Source organism: Aquipuribacter aurantiacus (assembly GCF_051216895.1).
Classification (GTDB): Bacteria; Actinomycetota; Actinomycetes; order Actinomycetales; family JBBAYJ01; genus Aquipuribacter.
Genome location: NZ_JBPKAO010000002.1, coordinates 244,361 through 263,185, shown reverse-complemented (window position 1 = coordinate 263,185; position 18,825 = coordinate 244,361). Strand labels below are relative to the sequence as shown.

General features: G+C 74.9%; 16 protein-coding genes and 1 pseudogene. 11 read left to right on the top strand and 6 right to left on the bottom strand.

Features of this window, described 5'->3' with window-relative positions; translation table 11 throughout:
• The 4 genes and pseudogenes from ACR80Q_RS04030 to ACR80Q_RS04015 form a co-directional block, all read right to left on the bottom strand.
• Positions 1-326 (bottom strand): annotated as a pseudogene (locus ACR80Q_RS04030) (hypothetical protein); the annotation flags it as partial.
• 56 nt (positions 327-382) lie between these two features.
• Entirely contained in the window at positions 383-1,297 is a 915-nt protein-coding gene (locus tag ACR80Q_RS04025; protein ID WP_435376263.1) for a carbohydrate ABC transporter permease, read from the bottom strand.
• Positions 1,294-2,220, bottom strand: coding sequence for a carbohydrate ABC transporter permease (locus ACR80Q_RS04020; RefSeq protein ID WP_435376262.1), 927 nt, complete (start codon positions 2,218-2,220; stop codon positions 1,294-1,296). Before ACR80Q_RS04020 ends, ACR80Q_RS04025 begins: the two co-directional genes overlap by 4 nt.
• A 5-nt stretch (positions 2,221-2,225) precedes the next feature.
• Positions 2,226-3,581 (bottom strand): ABC transporter substrate-binding protein, encoded by a 1,356-nt coding sequence (locus ACR80Q_RS04015; RefSeq protein ID WP_435376261.1) that lies wholly within the window; start codon positions 3,579-3,581, stop codon positions 2,226-2,228.
• A 281-nt stretch (positions 3,582-3,862) separates the two neighbouring features.
• On the opposite strand from ACR80Q_RS04015, the gene ACR80Q_RS04010 reads away from it, so the two are divergent.
• From ACR80Q_RS04010 to ACR80Q_RS03960, 11 genes are read left to right on the top strand one after another with little or no spacing between them, the layout of a single operon-like run.
• A complete protein-coding gene (locus ACR80Q_RS04010) occupies positions 3,863-5,923 on the top strand; it encodes a beta-galactosidase (RefSeq protein WP_435376260.1) in 2,061 nt (686 codons plus the stop codon).
• Positions 5,920-6,723, top strand: a complete 804-nt coding sequence (locus ACR80Q_RS04005; protein WP_435376259.1) for a DeoR/GlpR family DNA-binding transcription regulator — start codon at positions 5,920-5,922, stop codon at positions 6,721-6,723. Before ACR80Q_RS04010 ends, ACR80Q_RS04005 begins: the two co-directional genes overlap by 4 nt.
• A complete protein-coding gene (gene galT / locus ACR80Q_RS04000) occupies positions 6,720-7,895 on the top strand; it encodes a galactose-1-phosphate uridylyltransferase (protein ID WP_435376258.1) in 1,176 nt (391 codons plus the stop codon). The genes ACR80Q_RS04005 and galT overlap by 4 nt, the downstream gene beginning before the upstream one ends.
• Positions 7,892-9,121 (top strand): galactokinase, encoded by a 1,230-nt coding sequence (gene galK, locus ACR80Q_RS03995; RefSeq protein WP_435376257.1) that lies wholly within the window; start codon positions 7,892-7,894, stop codon positions 9,119-9,121. The genes galT and galK overlap by 4 nt, the downstream gene beginning before the upstream one ends.
• 23 nt (positions 9,122-9,144) lie before the next feature.
• Complete coding sequence (locus ACR80Q_RS03990; RefSeq protein ID WP_435376256.1) at positions 9,145-10,680, top strand: dihydrolipoyl dehydrogenase family protein; 1,536 nt, start codon at positions 9,145-9,147, stop codon at positions 10,678-10,680.
• Between the two features lie 10 nt (positions 10,681-10,690).
• Entirely contained in the window at positions 10,691-12,391 is a 1,701-nt protein-coding gene (locus ACR80Q_RS03985; RefSeq protein ID WP_435376255.1) for a Gfo/Idh/MocA family protein, read from the top strand.
• A complete protein-coding gene (locus tag ACR80Q_RS03980) occupies positions 12,388-13,521 on the top strand; it encodes a Gfo/Idh/MocA family protein (RefSeq protein ID WP_435376254.1) in 1,134 nt (377 codons plus the stop codon). Before ACR80Q_RS03985 ends, ACR80Q_RS03980 begins: the two co-directional genes overlap by 4 nt.
• Positions 13,518-14,510, top strand: a complete 993-nt coding sequence (locus tag ACR80Q_RS03975) for an alpha/beta fold hydrolase (protein ID WP_435376253.1) — start codon at positions 13,518-13,520, stop codon at positions 14,508-14,510. Before ACR80Q_RS03980 ends, ACR80Q_RS03975 begins: the two co-directional genes overlap by 4 nt.
• Positions 14,507-15,880, top strand: coding sequence for a CysS/YqeB C-terminal domain-containing protein (locus ACR80Q_RS03970; protein ID WP_435376252.1), 1,374 nt, complete (start codon positions 14,507-14,509; stop codon positions 15,878-15,880). Before ACR80Q_RS03975 ends, ACR80Q_RS03970 begins: the two co-directional genes overlap by 4 nt.
• The gene (locus ACR80Q_RS03965; RefSeq protein ID WP_435376251.1) at positions 15,877-16,800 is read left to right on the top strand and encodes an aldose epimerase family protein; all 924 of its coding nucleotides are present in this window, start codon (positions 15,877-15,879) and stop codon (positions 16,798-16,800) included. The genes ACR80Q_RS03970 and ACR80Q_RS03965 overlap by 4 nt, the downstream gene beginning before the upstream one ends.
• A 50-nt stretch (positions 16,801-16,850) precedes the next feature.
• Positions 16,851-17,006: a hypothetical protein gene (locus tag ACR80Q_RS03960; RefSeq protein ID WP_435376250.1), complete on the top strand. Its 156-nt coding sequence runs from the start codon at positions 16,851-16,853 to the stop codon at positions 17,004-17,006.
• Positions 17,007-17,018: 12 nt separating this feature from the next.
• On the opposite strand, the gene ACR80Q_RS03955 is transcribed toward ACR80Q_RS03960, so the two are convergent.
• Both ACR80Q_RS03955 and ACR80Q_RS03950 read right to left on the bottom strand, forming a co-directional pair.
• Entirely contained in the window at positions 17,019-17,945 is a 927-nt protein-coding gene (locus ACR80Q_RS03955) for an SDR family NAD(P)-dependent oxidoreductase (protein ID WP_435376249.1), read from the bottom strand.
• Entirely contained in the window at positions 17,942-18,811 is an 870-nt protein-coding gene (locus ACR80Q_RS03950; protein WP_435376248.1) for an exodeoxyribonuclease III, read from the bottom strand. Before ACR80Q_RS03950 ends, ACR80Q_RS03955 begins: the two co-directional genes overlap by 4 nt.
• Positions 18,812-18,825: the final 14 nt, after the last annotated feature.

Genomic DNA, 18,825 nt, shown 5'->3' with positions numbered 1-18,825 from the left:
CCCCCCACGACCGCGGTCCACCGCGGCACGACGGCCCGACCACCGCGGTGGGCGGACAGCGCCGGCCGCCCCGACCAGCCGTCGGGCTCCCCCGGCAGCAGCGTCAGCGGCCACGCGGAGTCCAGCGCGCTGCGCGGCACGGGCGGCGCACCGGCCCGCAGCAGCTGCTCGGCGGCGTCCGGCCCGTCCTCGGGCCGCCAGCCCAGGTCCACCCCGAAGTGGACGAGCTCGGGCAGGCCGTCGGGCCGCTCGAGCAGCAGCAGCTGGACCCCCGCCGCGCTGAGTCCGTGCAGCCGGGGCGGGCGGGGGGTCGTGGGCGCGCTCATGCGGTGGGGGTCCTCCGTCGGGGGTGCGGTGCGGTGCGGTGCCGGGCGACAGGCTCTCAGCCCTTGTTGGCGCCCAGCGTCAACCCGGACACGAAGTGCCGCTGCAGCGCGAAGAACACGACCAGGGTCGGGATGGCGACCATGACGGACCCGGCGCTGACCAGGTTGTAGTCGACGAAGAACTGCCCCTGCAGGTTCTGCAGGGCGCTGGTCACGGGGAACTTGTCCCCCGTGGACAGGAACGCCACGGCCCAGAAGAAGTCGTTGTAGACCCACGTCACCTGCAGGGTGGCGAGGGCCGCCAGCGGCGGGCGGCACAGCGGCAGGACGATCTGCCAGTACTGCCGCCAGACCCCGGCGCCGTCGACGAACGCGGCCTCGCCGAGCTCCTTGGGCAGCGTCTTCATGTAGTTGCTGAGGACGAAGGTGCAGAACCCCATCTGGAACGCGATGTGGGTGATGATCACGGCCCAGTAGGTGTCGTACAGCCCCACGTAGAGGTAGAACCGGTACAGCGGGACCAGCAGCGACTGCTGGGGCAGCAGGTTCGCCGCGGTGAAGAACACCAGCATGGCGATGTTGAGCTTCCAGCTGAACCGGGCCAGGACGAACGCGGCCATCGACGCCAGCGCCAGCGTCACCAGCACCGACGGCACCGTGATGATGAGTGTGTTGACGAAGTACTGGGCGAAGTTGCCCTGGCTCCACGCGTCCAGGTAGTTGTCCAGGGTGTACCCGCCGAAGGACACGTAGCCGTTGACGGCCGTGTACTCGTAGGAGCGGAACGACGTCATCACCGCCCACGCCACGGGGAACAGCCAGACCAGCGACACGACGACCAGGGCGACGTAGAGCACCACCCGGGCGGGGGTCACCTTGCGGCGAGGACGCTGCCCGGGCCCGGCGCCGTGCCCCGTGCCGCCCGCCCCCGTGGTCCCGCTGCTGCGGTCCAGGTCGGTCGAGGTGCTCATCGCTTGTCCTCCCGGAGGATGTTGGTCATGTAGATGACGATGAACACCAGGCTCACGAGGATGAGGATCGAGGCGAGGGCCGAGCCGAACCCGACGAGGCTCGCCTCGCCGATGAGGTTGGCGGTGATGAGCGCCCCGAGCACCTCCAGGCCGTTGCGACCGCGGTTGATGACCCAGACGAGGTCGAAGGCGCGCAAGGACTCGATGACGGTGATGACGAGCACGACGATGTTGATCGGGGCCAGGGTCGGGAACACGACGCTGAAGAACGTCCGGGCCTCCGACGCGCCGTCCACGGCCGCGGCCTCCTTGAGCGCGGGGTCGACGGACTTCAGGCCGGCCAGGTACAGCAGCATGATGTAGCCGACGTGGCGCCAGGACGCGATGACGAGGACGGCCCAGATGTTGACGTCCGGGTCGCCGTACCAGTCGATCCGGTCGGCGCTCTCCAGGCCGAGGACGCGGTTGAGCAGGCCCTGGTCACGGCTGTAGATGAGCTGCCAGATGAAGCCGGACAGCGCCAGCGACAGGACGACCGGCATGTACAGCGCGCTGCGGTAGAACCACGAGCCCTTGAGCTCGCGGTCCAGCAGGACGGCCATGAGCATGCCCAGGGGCGTGGCGATGAGGAAGAACACCACGAGCCAGAGCGCGTTGTTGCGGATCGCGATCCAGAACGGCGGGTAGTTGGTCGTGATGTCGACGTAGTTCTGCGTGCCGACCCAGTCCGAGGGGCCGGGCAGCCCGAAGCCGTTCCAGCTGGTGAACGACAGCAGGATCGTCAGCACCACGGGGACCCAGACGACGGCCCCGACCAGCAGCGCGGGCAGCCCCACCATCAGCGTGAGGACCGTCTTGTCGCGTCTGGTGAGCAGCTGGAGCCCTCGCCCCGGCTTGCGGGGCGGGGCCGTCGTCGTGGCCATGGGGCTCAGGCCTCCCCGGTGAACAGGCGCTCCTTGCCGGCCTGCAGGTCCGACACCACCCGGTCGATGTCGTCGGGGCTCTGCAGGAACGTCTGCAGGGTCGGGATGACGATGGTGGAGGCGAAGTCCGGCCGGGTGTCGCGGTCCAGGAACTGCGCGATGTTCTCGGCGTTGCCGATGAGCTCCTGGGCCTTGAGCTGCAGCGGGGAGTACGCGCTGGTGTCGGCGTCGCTGTGCGCGGCGATGTTGTTGGGGTTGGTGGCGATGTAGGTGTTGCCCGCCTCGGCCGAGCCGATGAACCGCAGGAACTCCTTGGCCGCCTCCTCGTTCTCGGGGTTCGCCGTCATCATGTAGCCGTCGATCGGGGCGTCGATCGCGCCGGCGCCGATCGAGGAGTCCAGCTCCGGGAAGTTGAAGAAGTCGAGGTCGTCGCGGTCCTCGCCCTCGGGGAACTGCTCGCCGACGAACATGCCGAGCAGGTACATCCCGGACTCGCGCTGCAGCAGCGACGCGGCCGCGTCCTGCCAGGTGCGACCCACGGGGTCGGGCTGGTGGAACGGCAGCAGGGCCGCCCACTCCTCGAACACCCGTCGGACCTCCGGGGTGTCCCAGTCCACCTCGCCGGCCATCAGCTCGATGTGGAAGTCGTAGCCGTTGAGGCGCATGTTGAGGATGTCGAAGGTGCCCATGGCCGGCCAGCCGTCGGAGTCACCCAGGGCGATGGGGTTGAGGCCGTCACCCTGCATCTGCTCGCAGAGCGCGATGAGGGACTCGCGGTCCTCGGGGATCTCGTAGCCGTTCTCCTCGAAGACGCTCTTCCGGTAGAACATCGCCCACGGGTAGTTGTACAGCGGGACGAGGATCTGCTTGTCGCCGTTGGCCGAGGCCTCGCGGAAGCCGTCGGTGAACCCGTCGCCGATGTCGTCCCAGACGTCGGTGATGTCGCCGATGAAGCCCTGGTCGTCGAAGAAGCGGGCCCGGAACCCGGCGAACCAGGTGAACGTGTCCTGCGGGGTGCCCTGCAGGTAGCTGTTGATCGACTCCTGGAACGTCTCGTTGTCCTGGACGTTGGTGACGACCTCGATGCCGGTGGATTCGGTGAAGGCGGCGATCATGGCGTCCTCGGCGGCGCGGGGGACCTCGTCGCCGCGGTTGGAGCCGAGGCTCGTGGAGCCCGCGGCCTCGCCGCCGCCGCCGCCGGTCGCGGAGTCGGACGACGTGTCGTCGCCGCCGCAGGCGGCCAGGGCGCCGACCGCACCGGCGCCCATGGCCCCGTGCAGCACGCTGCGCCGGGCGACGGGCGTGCGCAGGCCGGACGAGGGCAGGTAGAGCTTGTCGGTGGAGCGGGGACGAGTAGGCACGTGGCCCTCCTGAGTCACTCTTCACTGAGTGGGTCCGCCCTGAACTTCGCTCAGAGTCGAACACAACTCGACATCGGATGTCGGTGACCTAAACACCGCCCCCCCTCCCTGTCAAGGCTGATGAGTGCAGGCCCGGACAACCGTTATCAGCGTGTGACCACGGCGCGAACCACGGCGATAGTTCGTTCGGTCGACCAGCCGAACCCACCCGATCCACCATCCGGTGCGTGCGTGTTGGGTTGTGTTGACTTATTCAACAGGCCGGGGAAGAGTGTCGCGGCATGAGGCAATGGCCGGCCGACCGCCTGCTGCTGGGCGGGGACTTCAACCCCGAGCAGTGGCCCGTGGACACGCTCGACGACGACGTCGCCCGGATGGTGGAAGCCGGTGTCGGCTTCGCCACCGTCGGGGTCTTCTCCTGGGCCCTGCTCGAGCCGGAGCCCGAGCGCTACGAGCTCGCCTGGCTGGACCGGGTGATGGACACCCTCCACGAGGCCGGGGTGGTCGTCGACCTCGCCACCGCCACCGCGTCCCCCCCGCCCTGGTTCGCCCGGCTGCACCCGGACGCCATGCCCGTCACCCGCGACGGCCTGCGGCTGTCGCACGGGAGCCGGCAGACCTGGTGCGCCTCGTCCCCGGACTTCCGCCGGCGCAGCCTCGCCCTGGTCCGGCGCCTGGCCGAGCGGTACCACTCCCACCCGGGGCTGGGGATGTGGCACGTGGGCAACGAGTTCGGCTGCCACAACCTGATGTGCTTCTGCGACACCTCCGCCGAGCACTTCCGGTCCTGGCTGATGGACCGCTACGGCGACCTGGACCGCCTCAACGACGCGTGGGGCACCACCTTCTGGTCCCAGCGCTACACCGAGCTGGGCGACGTGGTCCCCCCGCGGACGACCACGGCCATCCCCAACCCCACCGCGGAGCTGGACTGGCGGCGGTTCTGCTCCGACGCCGCGCTGGCCCAGCACGTCGCCGAGCGGGACCTGCTCCACGAGCTGTCCCCGGGCGTACCGGTGACCACCAACTTCATGGTCGGGTTCTCCTTCGAGGGCCTGGACTACTGGTCGTGGGCGCCGCACCAGGACGTGGTGTCCAACGACCACTACCTGGGGGCGCACCTGGAGCTGCCGCACGTCGAGCTGGCGATGAGCGCCGACATCACGCGCGGACTGGCCGGCGGGGACCCGTGGGTCCTGATGGAGCACTCCACGTCGGCCGTCAACTGGCAGCCGGTGAACCCGGTCAAGCCACCGGGGCAGATGCTGCGCGACAGCCTGAGCCACGTGGCGCGGGGCGCGGACACCGTCGGGTTCTTCCAGTGGCGCGCCTCGGCCGCCGGGGCGGAGAAGTACCACTCGGCGCTGCTGCCCCACGCGGGCACCGACACCCGACGCTGGGCCGAGGTCGTCGAGCTGGGCCGCATCCTGGACGCCTGCGCCGAGGTGGCCGGCAGCCGGACCGACGCCGACGTCGCCCTGGTCGTGGACTACGAGTCGATGTGGACCACCGACGCGGCGTCCACCCCCACGACGCTGCACCGCTACCCCGAGGAGCTGCGGTGCTGGTACGAGGCGGCCTGGCGGGCCGGGCTCGGGGTCGTCGGGGTGCACGCCGAGCAGGACCTGACCGGCTACGCCGTCGTGATCGCCCCGAGCCTGCACCTGGTCTCCGACGCCGGGGCGGCGAGCATCGCCCGGGCGGCCGAGGCCGGGGCGCAGGTGCTCCTCACGTACTTCTCGGGCACGGTCGACCCCGACGACCACATCCGCCTCGGCGGCTACCCGGGGGCGTTCCGCGACCTGCTGGGCGTCCGGGTCGAGGAGTTCGCGCCGCTGCTGCCGCAGCAGAGCACGACGCTGCGGACGCCGCCCGGGTCGGCCGTCCCCGCGCTGGACGAGGTGGCGGGCACCATCTGGTCGGAGTGGGTGCGGGCCACCGACGGCACGGACGTCGTCGCCACCTTCGCCGACGGCCCCTCCGCCGGGGACCCGGCGCTCACCCGTCGCCGGGTCGGGGACGGGGCGGCCTGGTACTGCGCCACCCGCCTGCCCGCCGCCGGGACCGACGCCGTGGTCGCGGCCCTGGTCGACGCGTCGGGACCGGCTCGTCCCGCCCGCCCCACCGTCCCCGGCCTGCCGCCGGGGGTGGACGCGGTGCGCCGCCGCAGCAGCACCGGCAGCTGGGTGTTCCTGATCGACCACTCCGGCCTCGGCGCCGAGGTCCCGCTCACGGGCACCGACCTGGTCACCGGGACCGGCTGCGGACCGGGCCGACCGCTGGTGCTGGCACCGGGAGGGGTGGCCGTGGTGCGCGAGACGTCCGGGACACTCGGGACATGAGCGCGCTCGCACGGCAGCGGCAGGAGCAGATCCTGGAGCAGATCCGCCGCAACGGCGGGGTCCGCGTCAGCGAGCTCGTGGACTCCCTGCAGGTGTCGGACATGACGGTGCGCCGGGACATCTCGCAGCTGGCGGACCGGGGACTCGTGGTGCGGGTGCACGGCGGGGCGACCCTGGCGGACGCCCCGCACTCCAGCTACGAGCCCAGCTTCCGCACCAAGCTCGGCGAGGAGCGCGAGGAGAAGCTCGCCATCGCCCGCACCGCCGCCGAGCTGGTCGCGCCCGGCTCGTCGGTGGCGCTGTCGGCGGGCACGACGACGCTGGCCCTGGCCGAGCAGCTGCGCGACGTCCCCGACCTCACCGTCGTCACCAACTCCGTGCCGGTGGCCGACTCCCTGCACGACCCGGACCGTCGCGACCGCAGCGTGGTCCTCACCGGCGGCACCCGCACGCCCTCCGACGCGCTGGTCGGCCCGGTGGCGGTGCAGGCGCTGCGGGACCTGCACGTGGACCTGCTGTTCCTCGGGGTGCACGGCTTCAGCGAGCGGACGGGCTGCACCAGCCCCAACATGACCGAGGCCGCGACCAACCGGGCCCTGATCGCGGCGGCCGGCAAGACCGTCGTGGTGGCCGACCACACCAAGCTGCGCCTGGTGGGCCTGGCCACGATCGTCGGCCTCGACGACGTCGACGTCCTGGTCAGCGACTCCGGTCTGTCGACGGAGGACCAGGCCATGCTCGCCGGTCACGTCGGCCGGCTGGTCGTCGCGGAGCTGCCGGCCGGGGAGTCGCGGTCATGACGGTCCACCGCAGCCGCATCACGCTGGCCGACGGGCGCGACCTCTTCTACTACGACGACACCGAGCCGTGGCTGTCCGGCACACCGCGACCCGGGACCGACACCCGGGACCTGCCCGCCGCCAGCGGTGGCTCCCGGATGCGCCGCGACCCGTTGACCGGCGAGTGGGTCCCGATGGCCTCGCACCGGATGAACCGCACCCACCTGCCCCCGCGCGAGCTCTGCCCGCTGTGCCCGACGGCCCCCGGGGCCACGGGCAGCGCCGCGACCGAGATCCCGGCCGCGGACTACGACGTGGTCGTGTTCGAGAACCGTTTCCCGTCGCTGAGCACCCGCGACGAGCAGCCGGACTCCCTGGTCGACGGCGAGGAGGTCTGGCCGGAGCGCGCGGCGGCGGGCCGGTGCGAGGTGGTCTGCTTCACCAGCGAGCACGACGCGTCCTTCGCCGGGCTGTCACCGGCCCGGGCCCGGACGGTCGTCGAGGCCTGGGCCGACCGCACGTCCGAGCTGTCGCGCCTGCCCCACGTCCGGTCCGTGTTCTGCTTCGAGAACCGCGGCCGCGAGATCGGCGTGACGCTGGCCCACCCGCACGGGCAGGTCTACGCCTACCCCTACGTCCCGGCCCGCACGGCCCAGCACACCGCCCAGGCCGGCGCGCACCACGCCCGCACCGGGCGCGACCTGCTCGGCGACGTGCTGGCGGCCGAGGTCTCGAGCGGACGGCGCGTGGTCGTGCGCGGCGAGCACTGGACCGGGTTCGTGCCCGCGGCGGCCCGTTGGCCCGTCGAGGTGCACCTGGTGCCCCACCGGCACGTGCTGGACCTGGCCGAGCTGGACGACGCCGAGCGCGACGAGCTGGCCCACCTCTACCCCGACCTGCTGGGTCGCCTCGACCGGTTCTTCACCGGTCCCGACGGCGAGGCCATCACGCTGCCCTACATCGCGGGCTGGTTCGCGGCACCGGTCGGGCCGGAGCGCGACGGCGAGCGCGCCGCCCTCCCCCGGTTGCACCTGCAGGTGTTCTCGGTGCTGCGGGACGCGGGCAAGCTCAAGTTCCTCGCGGGCTCGGAGTCCGGGCAGGGCGCCTGGGTCTCCGACACCACCCCCGAGCGGATCGCCGACCGGATCCGCCGGCTGCCGTCGGCGTTCGCCGGCGCCGTGGTCCAGCCGTGACGGGGCGACCGGGGCCGGGCCCGGACCTGGTGCCCCCGGCGCAGGAGCACTCGCACCTCACCGACGTGACGGCGGCCTTCGAGCGCGTCACCGGCACCTGTCCCGAGGGCGTCTGGGCCGCACCGGGCCGGGTCAACCTGGTCGGGGAGCACCTGGACTACAACGGCGGACCCGTGCTGCCGCTGGCCATCGCCCACCGCGGCCTGGTGGCCGCGCGTCGTCGCGACGACGGCGTCCTGCGCCTGGTGTCCGCGCAGGACGACGCCGTCTGGGAGGGCTCCGTGGCCGACCTGGTCCCCGGGGCCGTGCCCGGCTGGGCCGGCTACGCCGCGGGCGTGCTGTGGGCGCTGGGCCGGGGACCCGGCGGCGACCTGCCCGGGTTCGACGTCGTCGTCGACGGTCGGGTGCCGGTGGGCGCCGGGCTGTCGTCCTCGGCCTCGCTCACCTGCGGGGTGGCCGTGGCCGTCGCCGACCTGCTGGGCCTGCCGGGGGCCGACGCCGCCGACGAGGCCGGCCGCCGGGTGCTGGCCGCGGCCTGCGTGCGGGCGGAGAACGAGTTCGCCGGGGCCCCGACCGGCGGGATGGACCAGGCCGTGGTGCTGCGGGCCCGGGCCGGGCACGCGCTGCTGCTGGACTGCCGCACCTTCGACGCCGAGCACGTGCCGCTGCCGACGGGCGAGGCCGGCCAGGCCGAGCTGCTCGTCGTGGACACCCGCGCCCACCACGCCCTCGTCGACGGCCGCTACGGCGGGCGCCGGGCCGCGTGCGAGCGGGCCGCCGCGGACCTGGGGCTGGACCGGCTGGCGGACCTGGGTCCCGACGACCTCGAGGCGGCCACCAGCCGCCTCGGTGACGACGAGCTGCGCCGCGTCGTGCGCCACGTGGTCAGCGAGACCGACCGGGTCCACCGGGTGGCGGCCCTGCTGCGCGCGGGCGACCTGGCCGCGACCGGGCCGCTGCTGCTGGCCTCGCACGCCTCGATGCGCGACGACTTCCGGATCTCGGTGGCCGAGCTGGACCTGGTGGTCGAGGCGTCGGTGGACGCGGGTGCGCTCGGCGCCCGGATGACCGGCGGCGGGTTCGGCGGCTCGGCCGTGGTGCTCTGCACCGACGGCACGGCCGAGGCGGTCGGAGCGGCCGTGCACGAGGCGTTCCTGGCCGCGGGGTTCACCGCTCCCGGGCTGCTGCCCGTCACGGCGTCGGCGGCTGCCGGTCGCGTGGCCTGAGCGCCGGGGGCAGGCTGGTGACCATGCCTGACCCCGCCTCGTCCTCGTCCCCCGCAGCCGACCACCCCCGCCCCGACGCCGAGGAGTTCGACCTCGTCGTGCTCGGCACCGGCTCCGGCGGTGAGTACGTCGCCTCGACCGCCGCCCGACGCGGGCTGCGGGTCGCCGCGGTCGAGTCGCGCCTGGTGGGCGGGGAGTGCCCGTTCCTGGCGTGCGTGCCCAGCAAGGTGCTGCTGCTCGCCGCCACCCGCGCCCGTCGCGACGGCACCGACCTGACGGCCGCGTGGCGCGACGCGGTCGCCGGGCGGGACGAGGCGGCCGACCACCTGGACGACTCCGCCAAGGCCGAGGACCTGCTCGAGGCCGGGGTCACCCTGGTCCGGGGCCGGGGCCGGGTGAGCGGGCCCGGCACGGTGCAGGTCGACCTGGCGGGCGACGGGAGCGGCGAGGGCGGCGGGGCCCGGACGCTGCGCTGGGGTACGTCCCTGGTCGTCGGCACGGGCTCGGCCCCCGTGGTGCCGGACCTGCCCGGCCTGGCCGACGTGCCGACCTGGACCTCCGACGAGGCCCTGACCAGCCCGGACCTGCCCGAGCGCCTGCTGGTGCTCGGCGGCGGGGCGGTCGGCTGCGAGCTGTCGCAGGTCTACGCGTCCTTCGGGGTGGCCGTGACGGTGGTCGAGACGTCGCCGCACCTGCTCCCCCGGGAGGACCCCTGGGTGGGCGAGACGCTGGCGGAGCACCTGGCCCGCGCGGGCGTCGACGTGCGCGCCGGGACGAGCCTGGTGCGGGTCGAGCAGGTCGACGGGGGCGTCCGGGCGACGTTGCGACGGGACGGCGACGACGACCGCGGTGACGACGGCGGTGGCGACGGCGCCCGGACCGAGGTCGAGGAGCACCTGGTCGTCGACCGGGTGCTGGTGGTGACGGGGCGACGCCCGAACGTCGCCGGCCTGGGTCTGGAGCTGCTGGACGTCTCGCTGGCCGACGGCGCGGTGGCGGTCGACGACCGGTGCCGGGCCCTGGACGCCGACGGCCACCCGGTCGACGGCGTCGTCGCCGTGGGCGACGTCACGGCCCTGGCGCCCTACACCCACACCGCCAACCACCACGCGCGGGTCGTGCTGTCGCAGCTGGCCGGTCGGGACGTCCGGCGCCGCGACGCCGGCATCCCCCGGGCGGTGTACACCGAGCCGCCGGTGTTCTCGGTCGGGCTGTCGGAGCAGGACGCCCGGGACGCCGGTCACGACGTGCTCACCGCCCACCAGGACGTCACGGAGACGGCCCGGGCGTTCGTCGAGCGGGTGGGGCTTGCGGCGGGCTCGACGGCGGCCGGACCGGCCGGGCTGCGCCTGGTGGCCGACACGGACGGGCGGCTGCTCGGCGCAGCCGTCGTCGGCCCGCACGCCGACTCCTGGGGCGGCGAGCTGGCCCTCGCGGTCACGGCGGGGCTGGACGTGTCCCTGCTGGCCGAGCACGTCCGGGCGTTCCCGTCCTGGTCGGAGGCCATCACACCCGCTGCTCTGGACCTGGCCGAGCGGGTGGGCCACCCCGTCTCGTAGGTTGGTCCCCGTGAGCACCACCGGATCCGGGCGGCCACGGCTGCTCTGGCACATCGACCTCGACGACGACCGGCTCGCTGCGGCGTTCCGCAGCCTGCGTGCCGACCTGGGCGGAGACCTGGGTGACGTCGGGGGCACCGCTGGTCCCGACCAGCGTCGCGACGACGCCGACGTCCGCCCGGACGCGGTCCTCGTGGTCACCGACCGACCCAGCCGCCCGGCCCTGGTCGGGCAGCTGCTCGGCGTCGGGGCCCCGCTGCTGCTGCTGGGTCCGACGCTGCACGCGGACACCGACGGCGTCTGGCACGAGCACACCGGGCTGCTGACCGCCACGGCCAGCCCGCAGCACGACGTCCGGGTCCGCGCCGGGCACGACGCGGGCCCGCTCGCGGACCGGCTCAGCGACCACAGCCACGGCTCGGGGGCGCACCTGGGCGAGCACGTCCACGTGTCCGACCGGGTGCTCGTGGTCGACAAGGTCGCCGACGACGTCCGGGTGCTGCTGACGGCCTCCCTGGGCCTGGCGGTGCACCCCGTGCTGGCCCGTCGCGGCGACGTGCTGGCCTGGACCCTCGGCACCACCCCGGCGTCGGTGTCCGCCCCGACCAGCCGGCGGCTGCTGGCCCTGCTCCTGGCGGACCTGCCCCGCACCGCGGTCGTCCGCCCCGTGGTCCGGGCGGGGCTGCTCGGCTACGGCGCGATCGGCCACGAGCACGCCGCCGCCTTCCGGGCGGTCAGCGGGCTGTCCCTGGAGCTGGTCTGCGACCGCAACGGCTCCCGGGTGGACGCCGCCCAGGCCGTCTCCCCCGGGCTGCGCGGCACCACCGACCCCGAGTCGCTGATCGAGGACCCGGACGTCGACCTGGTGGTCGTGTCCACCCCGCCGGACACGCACGCGGAGTGGGCGCTGCGGGCGCTGCGGGCCGGCAAGCACGTCGTGGTCGAGAAGCCGTTCGCGATCCGCACGGAGGAGGCCGACGCCGTGCTGGCCGAGGCCGATGCGGCGGGGCTGCTGGCCGTGGTCTACCAGAACCGCCGGTGGGACCCCGACCACCAGGCCGTCCGTCGCGCGGTGCTGGCCGGGCGGCTCGGCGAGGTGTTCCACCTGGAGACCTTCGTGGGCGGCTACGGCCACCCGTGCAACCTGTGGCACTCCGACGCCGGTGCCTCCGGCGGGGCGTTCTACGACTGGGGCGCCCACGTCCTGGACCAGGTCCTGGACCTGGTGCCCGCGCCGGTGCAGCACGTCAGCGCGACGACCCACAAGCGCCGCTGGTTCGACGTCACCAACGCCGACCACTCCCGCGTCCTGCTGCGCTTCGACGACGGGGCCGAGGCGGAGTTCGTCCACTCCGACCTGGCGGCCGCGCTCAAGCCCCGCTGGTACGTGCTGGGCACCGAGGCCGCGATCGTCGGGTCCTGGCGCACGGAGCGCGTGATCGCCCGCAACGAGGTCGGCACGCTGTCCGAGGACGTCCTGGCCCCGGCGGACTCCCCCCCGGTGCTGGAGCTGTTCGACGGCGACGGCTCCGTGACCCGCCTCGCCACCCCGGCGTCGGCCCCGCACCCGTTCCACCGCGAGCTGGCCGACCACCTCCTGCTGGGCCTGCCGATGTCGGTCACCGGGGCCACGAGCCGCCGGGTGCTGTCGGTGATGGAGGCCGCGACGGCCTCCGCGCTGGACGGCGGCCGACCGGTGGTGCCGCGGTGAGCACGACGAGCCGGTCGGACCCAGGTCGCACCGGGAGCACCGGGTTCGGGTTCCTGGGCGCGGGCGGCATCGCGACCGGGGCGCTGGCCCCGGCGGTCCACGCGGCCGACGGCGCGCACCTGCAGGCCGTCGCGGCCCGCTCGCAGCAGCGGGCGGCGGCGCTGGAACCGGCCGGGCGGGCCTACGACGACTACGCGGCCGTCCTGGCCGACGAGACCGTCGACGTCGTCTACGTCGCCCTCAGCAACGACCTGCACGAGCGGTGGACGGTCGCCGCGCTCGAGGCGGGCAAGCACGTGCTGTGCGAGAAGCCGCTGGGCCTGGACGCCGCCCAGGTCCGCCGGATGACCGACGCCGCGGCCGCGGCCGACCGGCTGCTGGTCGAGGCGTGGTGGTACCGCTGGCACCCGCGGACCCTGCGGGCGGTCGACCTGGTCCGCAGCGGGGCGCTCGGGCGCGTGGTGCGGGTCGAGACGGAGTTCTCCTTCGACGCCGACCTCACCGGCAACTACCGCGTCGACCCGACGCGCGGTGGGGGCGGCATCTACGACGTGGGCTGCTACGCGGTGGACGCCGCCCGCTGGGCGCTGCAGGCGGGGCCGCTGGAGGTCCTGTCCGCCGAGGGCGAGGTGCGGGACGGCGTGGACGTCCGGGCCTCGGCGCGGCTCGGCCTGCCCCACCGCGGAGATGCCGCCACGGGGTCGGGGGCGGTCGTACCCCCGGGAGCACCCGCCGCCCCTGCTCCGGTCGACGGTCCGGGCGCCGCGCCGGGTCTTCCGGACGAGCCGGTGGCCGAGGTCCGCTGCGGCATCGGCACGCGCCCCGAGCAGCTCGTCGCGGTGTACGGCGAGCGCGCCACCATGGTGCTCGGCGGCGAGTCGTTCGCGACCAAGGACGTGCCCTGCTCGCTGTTCCTGCACCCGGTCGACGGCCGGACCGGTCGTGTCGAGGGCGGCGGGACCCGGGAGGACTTCCCCGCCGTCGACCCGTACCGGTTGATGGTCGAGGCCGTCGCGGCGGCGGTGCGGGGCGAGGACGTCTGGCTCCCCACCGCGCAGGACAGCCTCGACATCGCCCACGTCACCGACGCCTTCCGCGCGCTGGTGCTCGGCCCGGCGGCGCACGGGTGACCGACGCCGAGGTGACCGGCACGCAGGAGCAGGCACGGACCGGTCGGTCGACGGGCGCCGCGCCGCACGAGCGGTTCGTCGAGGTGGCGTCCCGGCGGGGCCCCGACACCCCCGCCACGGTGCTGGCGCTCAGGGTGCACCGGTCCACCGGCCCGACGGCGGACGGGCCCGCGTCGACGTCGTCCGGGAGCGCCGTCCTGGTCCACGGCCTGGCGTCCAACGCCCGGATGTGGGACGCCTGCGCGGCCGAGCTGGCCCGGGCGGGCGTCACGTCGGTCGCCGTCGACCTGCGGGGTCACGGCCGCAGCGCCGACCGCGCTACGGGCCCGCACGGCACGAGCACCGCGGCCGCCGACGTCGCCGACGTCGTCAGCGCCCTGCTGGGCGACGGCACCCTGTCCGGCCCGGTCGTCCTGGTCGGGCAGTCGTGGGGCGGCAACGTCGTCCTCACGGCCGCGGCAGCGGGGGCGGCCGTCGACGCCCTGGCCCTGGTCGACGGCGGCTGGCTGCGCTTCGACCAGGACGAGCCGTTCGAGCAGCTGTGGACCCGGTTGGCCCCGCCGACGTGGGACGGCACCACCTGGGACCAGCTCGTCGACCGGCTGGGCCCGCTGCTGGCCGCCTGGGGCCCGCACGCCCTGCCCGCGGTGCTCGGCAACCTGACCACCGACGACGACGGGACGGTCCGCAACGTCCTGCCCCGCGCGGCCCACGAGCAGATCCTCCGCTCGATGTACGACGCCGACCCCCGCGAGGCCTACCCCCTCGTGCCGGTCCCGGTGCTGCTCGCGCCGGCCGGCAGCGGGCCCGCCTCCGCGCTGGTCCACGAGGCCGCGACCGGGCTGCCCCGGGCCCGGGTCTCGCGCTACGACGACTCGCACCACGACCTGCACCTGCAGCACCCGGCGCGCCTGGCCGCCGACCTGCTCGACCTGCTGAGCACCGCACGCGCCCCCCTGCCCGCACCCGACGACGTGGAGCACCGATGAGCCGACTGGTCGTCATGGGGTCCGGCGAGACCGCCCCCACCATGGTCCGCACCCACCGGGCGGTGCTGGCGGACACGTTCGCCGGCGACGCCCACGGCACCGCGATGGTCCTGGACACGACCTTCGGGTTCCAGGACAACGCCGACGAGCTCGTCGACAAGACCGTCCAGTACTTCAGGCAGAGCGTCGGGCACCCGGTCGACGTGGCCGGGTGGCGGCGCGCGGACCTGCCGACCGCGCAGGCCGAGCGCACGCTGGCCGAGCTGAGCCGGGCCCGCTGGCTGTTCGCGGGCCCCGGCAGCCCGACGTACGCGCTGCGGCAGTGGCGCGGCACGGGTGTGGCGGCCGCCATGACCGACGTCACCACCCGCGGCGGCACGCTGGTCGTGGGGTCGGCCGCCGCCTGCACCATCGGCGCGCACGCGGTGCCGGTGTACGAGATCTACAAGGCCGGCGCGGACCTGCACTGGGCCGACGGGCTCGACGTCCTGGGCGCCGTCACCGGTGTGCGGGCCGCGCTCGTGCCGCACTTCGACAACGCCGAGGGCGGCAGCTACGACACGCGGTACTGCTACCTGGGGGCGACCCGGCTCGCCGCCATGGAGCGGCTGCTGCCCGACGACGTCGGGGTGCTGGGGGTCGACGAGCACACCGCGCTGCTGGTCGACACCGCCGCCGGCACCGCGACCGTGGCCGGCAACGGCGTGGTCACCCTGCGGCACCGGGACCGCTCGACCGAGCTCGAGGGCGGACGGACGGTGGAGCTGGGCTGGCTCGCCGACGTCGTGTCCGGGCGGGGCGGGGCCGAGCCGGGCGCCGCTCCCCCGGCGTCCGCCCCGGGCTCCGGCCCGGCCGTCGGGGCGGGCTCCGGCCCGGCCGCCGCCGTCCTGCCCACGAACGGCGCCCCGGGGCCCGGGGGAGCGGTCGTGGACGACGTGACCGACGGGTCCGGCGGCGCCACGGCGGCCCCGACCTCGCTGCGCCAGGCCGTCGAGGCCGAGCGCGACCGGTTCGACCACGCCATGCAGGCCTCCGACGTCGCCGCCGCCGTCGCGGCGACGCTGGCGGTCGAGCAGGCGATGCAGGACTGGTCGGGCGACACGTTGCAGAGCGACGACCGCGACCACGCCCGGCGGGTGCTGCGCGCCATGGTCGTCCGACTCGGCGAGCTCGCCGTCACCGGCGCCGCCGACCCGCGGGACGTCGTCGGGGGCTACGTCGACCTGCTGCTGGAGCTGCGGGCCCAGGCCCGCGCGAGCAAGGACTTCGCCACCAGCGACCGGGTCCGTGACGCCCTCGCCACCCTGGGCGTCGAGGTCCGCGACGCACCGGACGGCGCGACCTGGGTCATGACGGAGCCGGCCGCGTGAGCGCGCCGGGCCTGCCCCGCCACGTCCGGCTGCAGGCCCACGGCCTGACCGCCCGCATCGACCCGCTGGGCGCGGCGCTGGCCCACCTGGACGCCGACGGCCGTGATCTCGTCCTGGGCTACCCCGACGGCGCGGCCCGGCCGGCGTTCGCCGGGTCCGTGCTCGTCCCCTGGCCCAACCGGCTGGGTGGCGGCAGGTACGACGTCGACGGCGCCACCTACCGGACACCGACCGACGACCCGGACCACGACAACGCGATCCACGGCCTGCTCGACGCCGTGGTGAGCGACGTCGTCGACGTGCACGCGGACCGGGTGCGCCTGCGGGCGGTGGTCCCCGCCTCCGCCGGGTACCCGTCCGACCTCGTCGTGACGCTCGGGTACGCGCTGGAGCGCGGGCGCCTGGTGGCCGACGTCCACGTCGTCAACGCCGGGGACCGCCCCGCCCCGTACGGGGTGGGCACGCACCCCTACCTGGTGGCCGGTGACGGCCCGGTCGACGCCTGGACCCTGCGCCTGGACGCGTCCGAGGTCGCCGAGCTGGACCGCACCAGCCTGCCCACGGGCGAGCTGGACCCCGTCGACGGGACCCTGCTGGACCTGCGGGAGCCCCGCCCGCTGGCGGGCCTCGAGCTGGACCACCTGCTGACCGCCGTCACCCCCGGTCCCGACGGCGACGTGGTCGCTCAGGTGCGGGACGGCGAGGGTCGGGGTGTGGCCATCGGCGCCGACGCGTCCTGGGCGCGCTGGTGGCAGGTGTTCACCTCCGACACGGTCCCGGGGGCACGGTTCCGTGCCGGGGTCGCGGTGGAACCCATGTCGTGCCCGGGCGACGCGTTCCGGTCGGGCACCGACCTGGTCCTGCTCGCCCCGGGTGAGGAGCACGCGGTTCGCTGGTGGATCGGCCCGCTGGTCCCGTAGCGTCACGGCCAGGTCGTCAGGGACGACGACCGCGACCCGGGGAGACCACCATGGTCCGACGTCACCTGCTCTGCCGCCTGCACCTGCACCGGGACCGTCGGGTCCGGGTCGACGGCGCCTGGGTGTACCGGTGCAGCCGCTGCGGCCGCCACCAGGGTCGCGGGCCGGTCATGACCCTGATGGGGGGCCAGGGCGGCGGGGTCTGAGCCCCGCGGGCCTCAGACGTCCCAGGTGACGCCCGTCGCCTGCTCGCTGAGGGCCCACAGCCGCTGACCGGCCCGCGGGTCGCGCAGCCGGCGCTCCGGGCGACGGACGACCGGCGGGCCGTGCGTGCCGAGCCGCGGGGCGACCATCTGCCCGGACGTGACCGTCGGGTCCAGCACCGCCCGCAGCAGGGGCAGCACCCCGTGGTGGACGGGCATCCCCTGCGAGCGCACCGTGGCGGAGAAGAACCGCGCCGCGAGACCACCCTGCTCGCGGGCGCTGCGGTGCTGCAGGTCGGTGTGGGTGAAGCCGGGGTGCGCGAGCACGCTCGCCACCGTGCCCGGGTGCTCACCCGGGCCGCTGCGGATGCGGCGGTCGAGCTCGACCCCGGTCACGGCGCACGCGGTCTTGGACCGCGCGTAGGCGGTCCACGGGCCGTAGCGGGGCGGGTCCAGGTCGGCGGGCCCGGGGACGGCTCCGGTGTGGCGGACGACGCTGGTGACCTGCAGGACCCGGGCCCCGGCGGTGCCCCGCACCGCGGGCCAGAGCCGGGCCAGCAGCGCGAAGTGGCCCAGGTGGTTGGTGCCCAGCTGCAGCTCGAACCCGTCGACGGTCCGCTCCTGCGGCACGGCCATGATGCCGGCGTTGGCCAGCACCAGGTCCAGGCGGGGGTGCTGGTCGAGGGTGCGCTCCGCGAAGGCCCGCACCGACGTGGGCGAGGCGACGTCGAGCAGCGACACCTCGGCCGAGGCCCCGGGGGTCCGGGCGTGGACCTGCTCCAGGGCCCGCGCCCCGCGCCCGGCGTCCCGGCAGGCCAGGACGACGTGCGCGCCCGTCGCGGTCAGCTGCACCGCGGCCTCCAGGCCGAGGCCGGAGCTGGCGCCCGTGACGACGGCGACCCGGCCGTGCTGCGGCGGGGCGTCGGCCAGGGTCCACGTCACGACACGGGCCCCCCGGGTACCGTCCCGACGGCCGCCGCGCCGTCGGTGACTCCCGGTTCGTGGACCTCCCCGACCCCGGCGTAGGCGACCACCACCGGCGCGTGGTCGCTGAAGCGCGCGTCGTAGGTCGCCGCACGGTCGACGGTCGACCACGCCGCCCGGGCCGCCAGCGCCTCGGTGACCACGTGCAGGTCGATCCGCCAGCCGGTGTCGGTGTCGAACGCCTGACCGCGCCACGACCACCAGGAGTACGGCCCGTCGACGTCCCCGGCGAGCCGGCGGCAGACGTCCACCCAGCCCGCCGCGAACCAGCTGTCGAGCACGGCGCGCTCCTCCGGCAGGAACCCGGCCTTCGTGCGGTTGCCCTTCCAGTTCTTGATGTCCCGCTCGGTGTGCCCGATGTTGAGGTCGCCAGCCAGCAGCACCGGTGGCCCGCCGGCGGCCTCCGCGGCGCGCAGCTCGCCCATCCGCAGGCTCGCCGCGGCCAGGAACCGGACCTTGTCCACCTGCTTGTCGGTGCCCGCCTCACCGGAGTGGACGTACACGCTGACCATGCGGACGGCGTCGACCCCCTCGCCGACGGTGGCCTCGACCCACCGGCCGTCGGTCTCGAAGCCCGGCAGGGTGAGGACGACGTCCCGCAGCGGGGTGCGGGCGGCGACGGCGACGCCGGAACGGCCCTTCTGCGCGCAGACCGCCTCGACGACGTGCCAGCCCTCCCCCAGGTGCTCGGCCACCATCTCGGCGTCGGCCCTCACCTCCTGCAGCAGCAGGACGTCGGGGCGACGCTCCTCCAGCCACGTGGGCATGCCCCGGCGGTGGGCCGCACGGACCCCGTTGACGTTGACGCTCGCGACGACCAGCACGGGTCACCACCCTA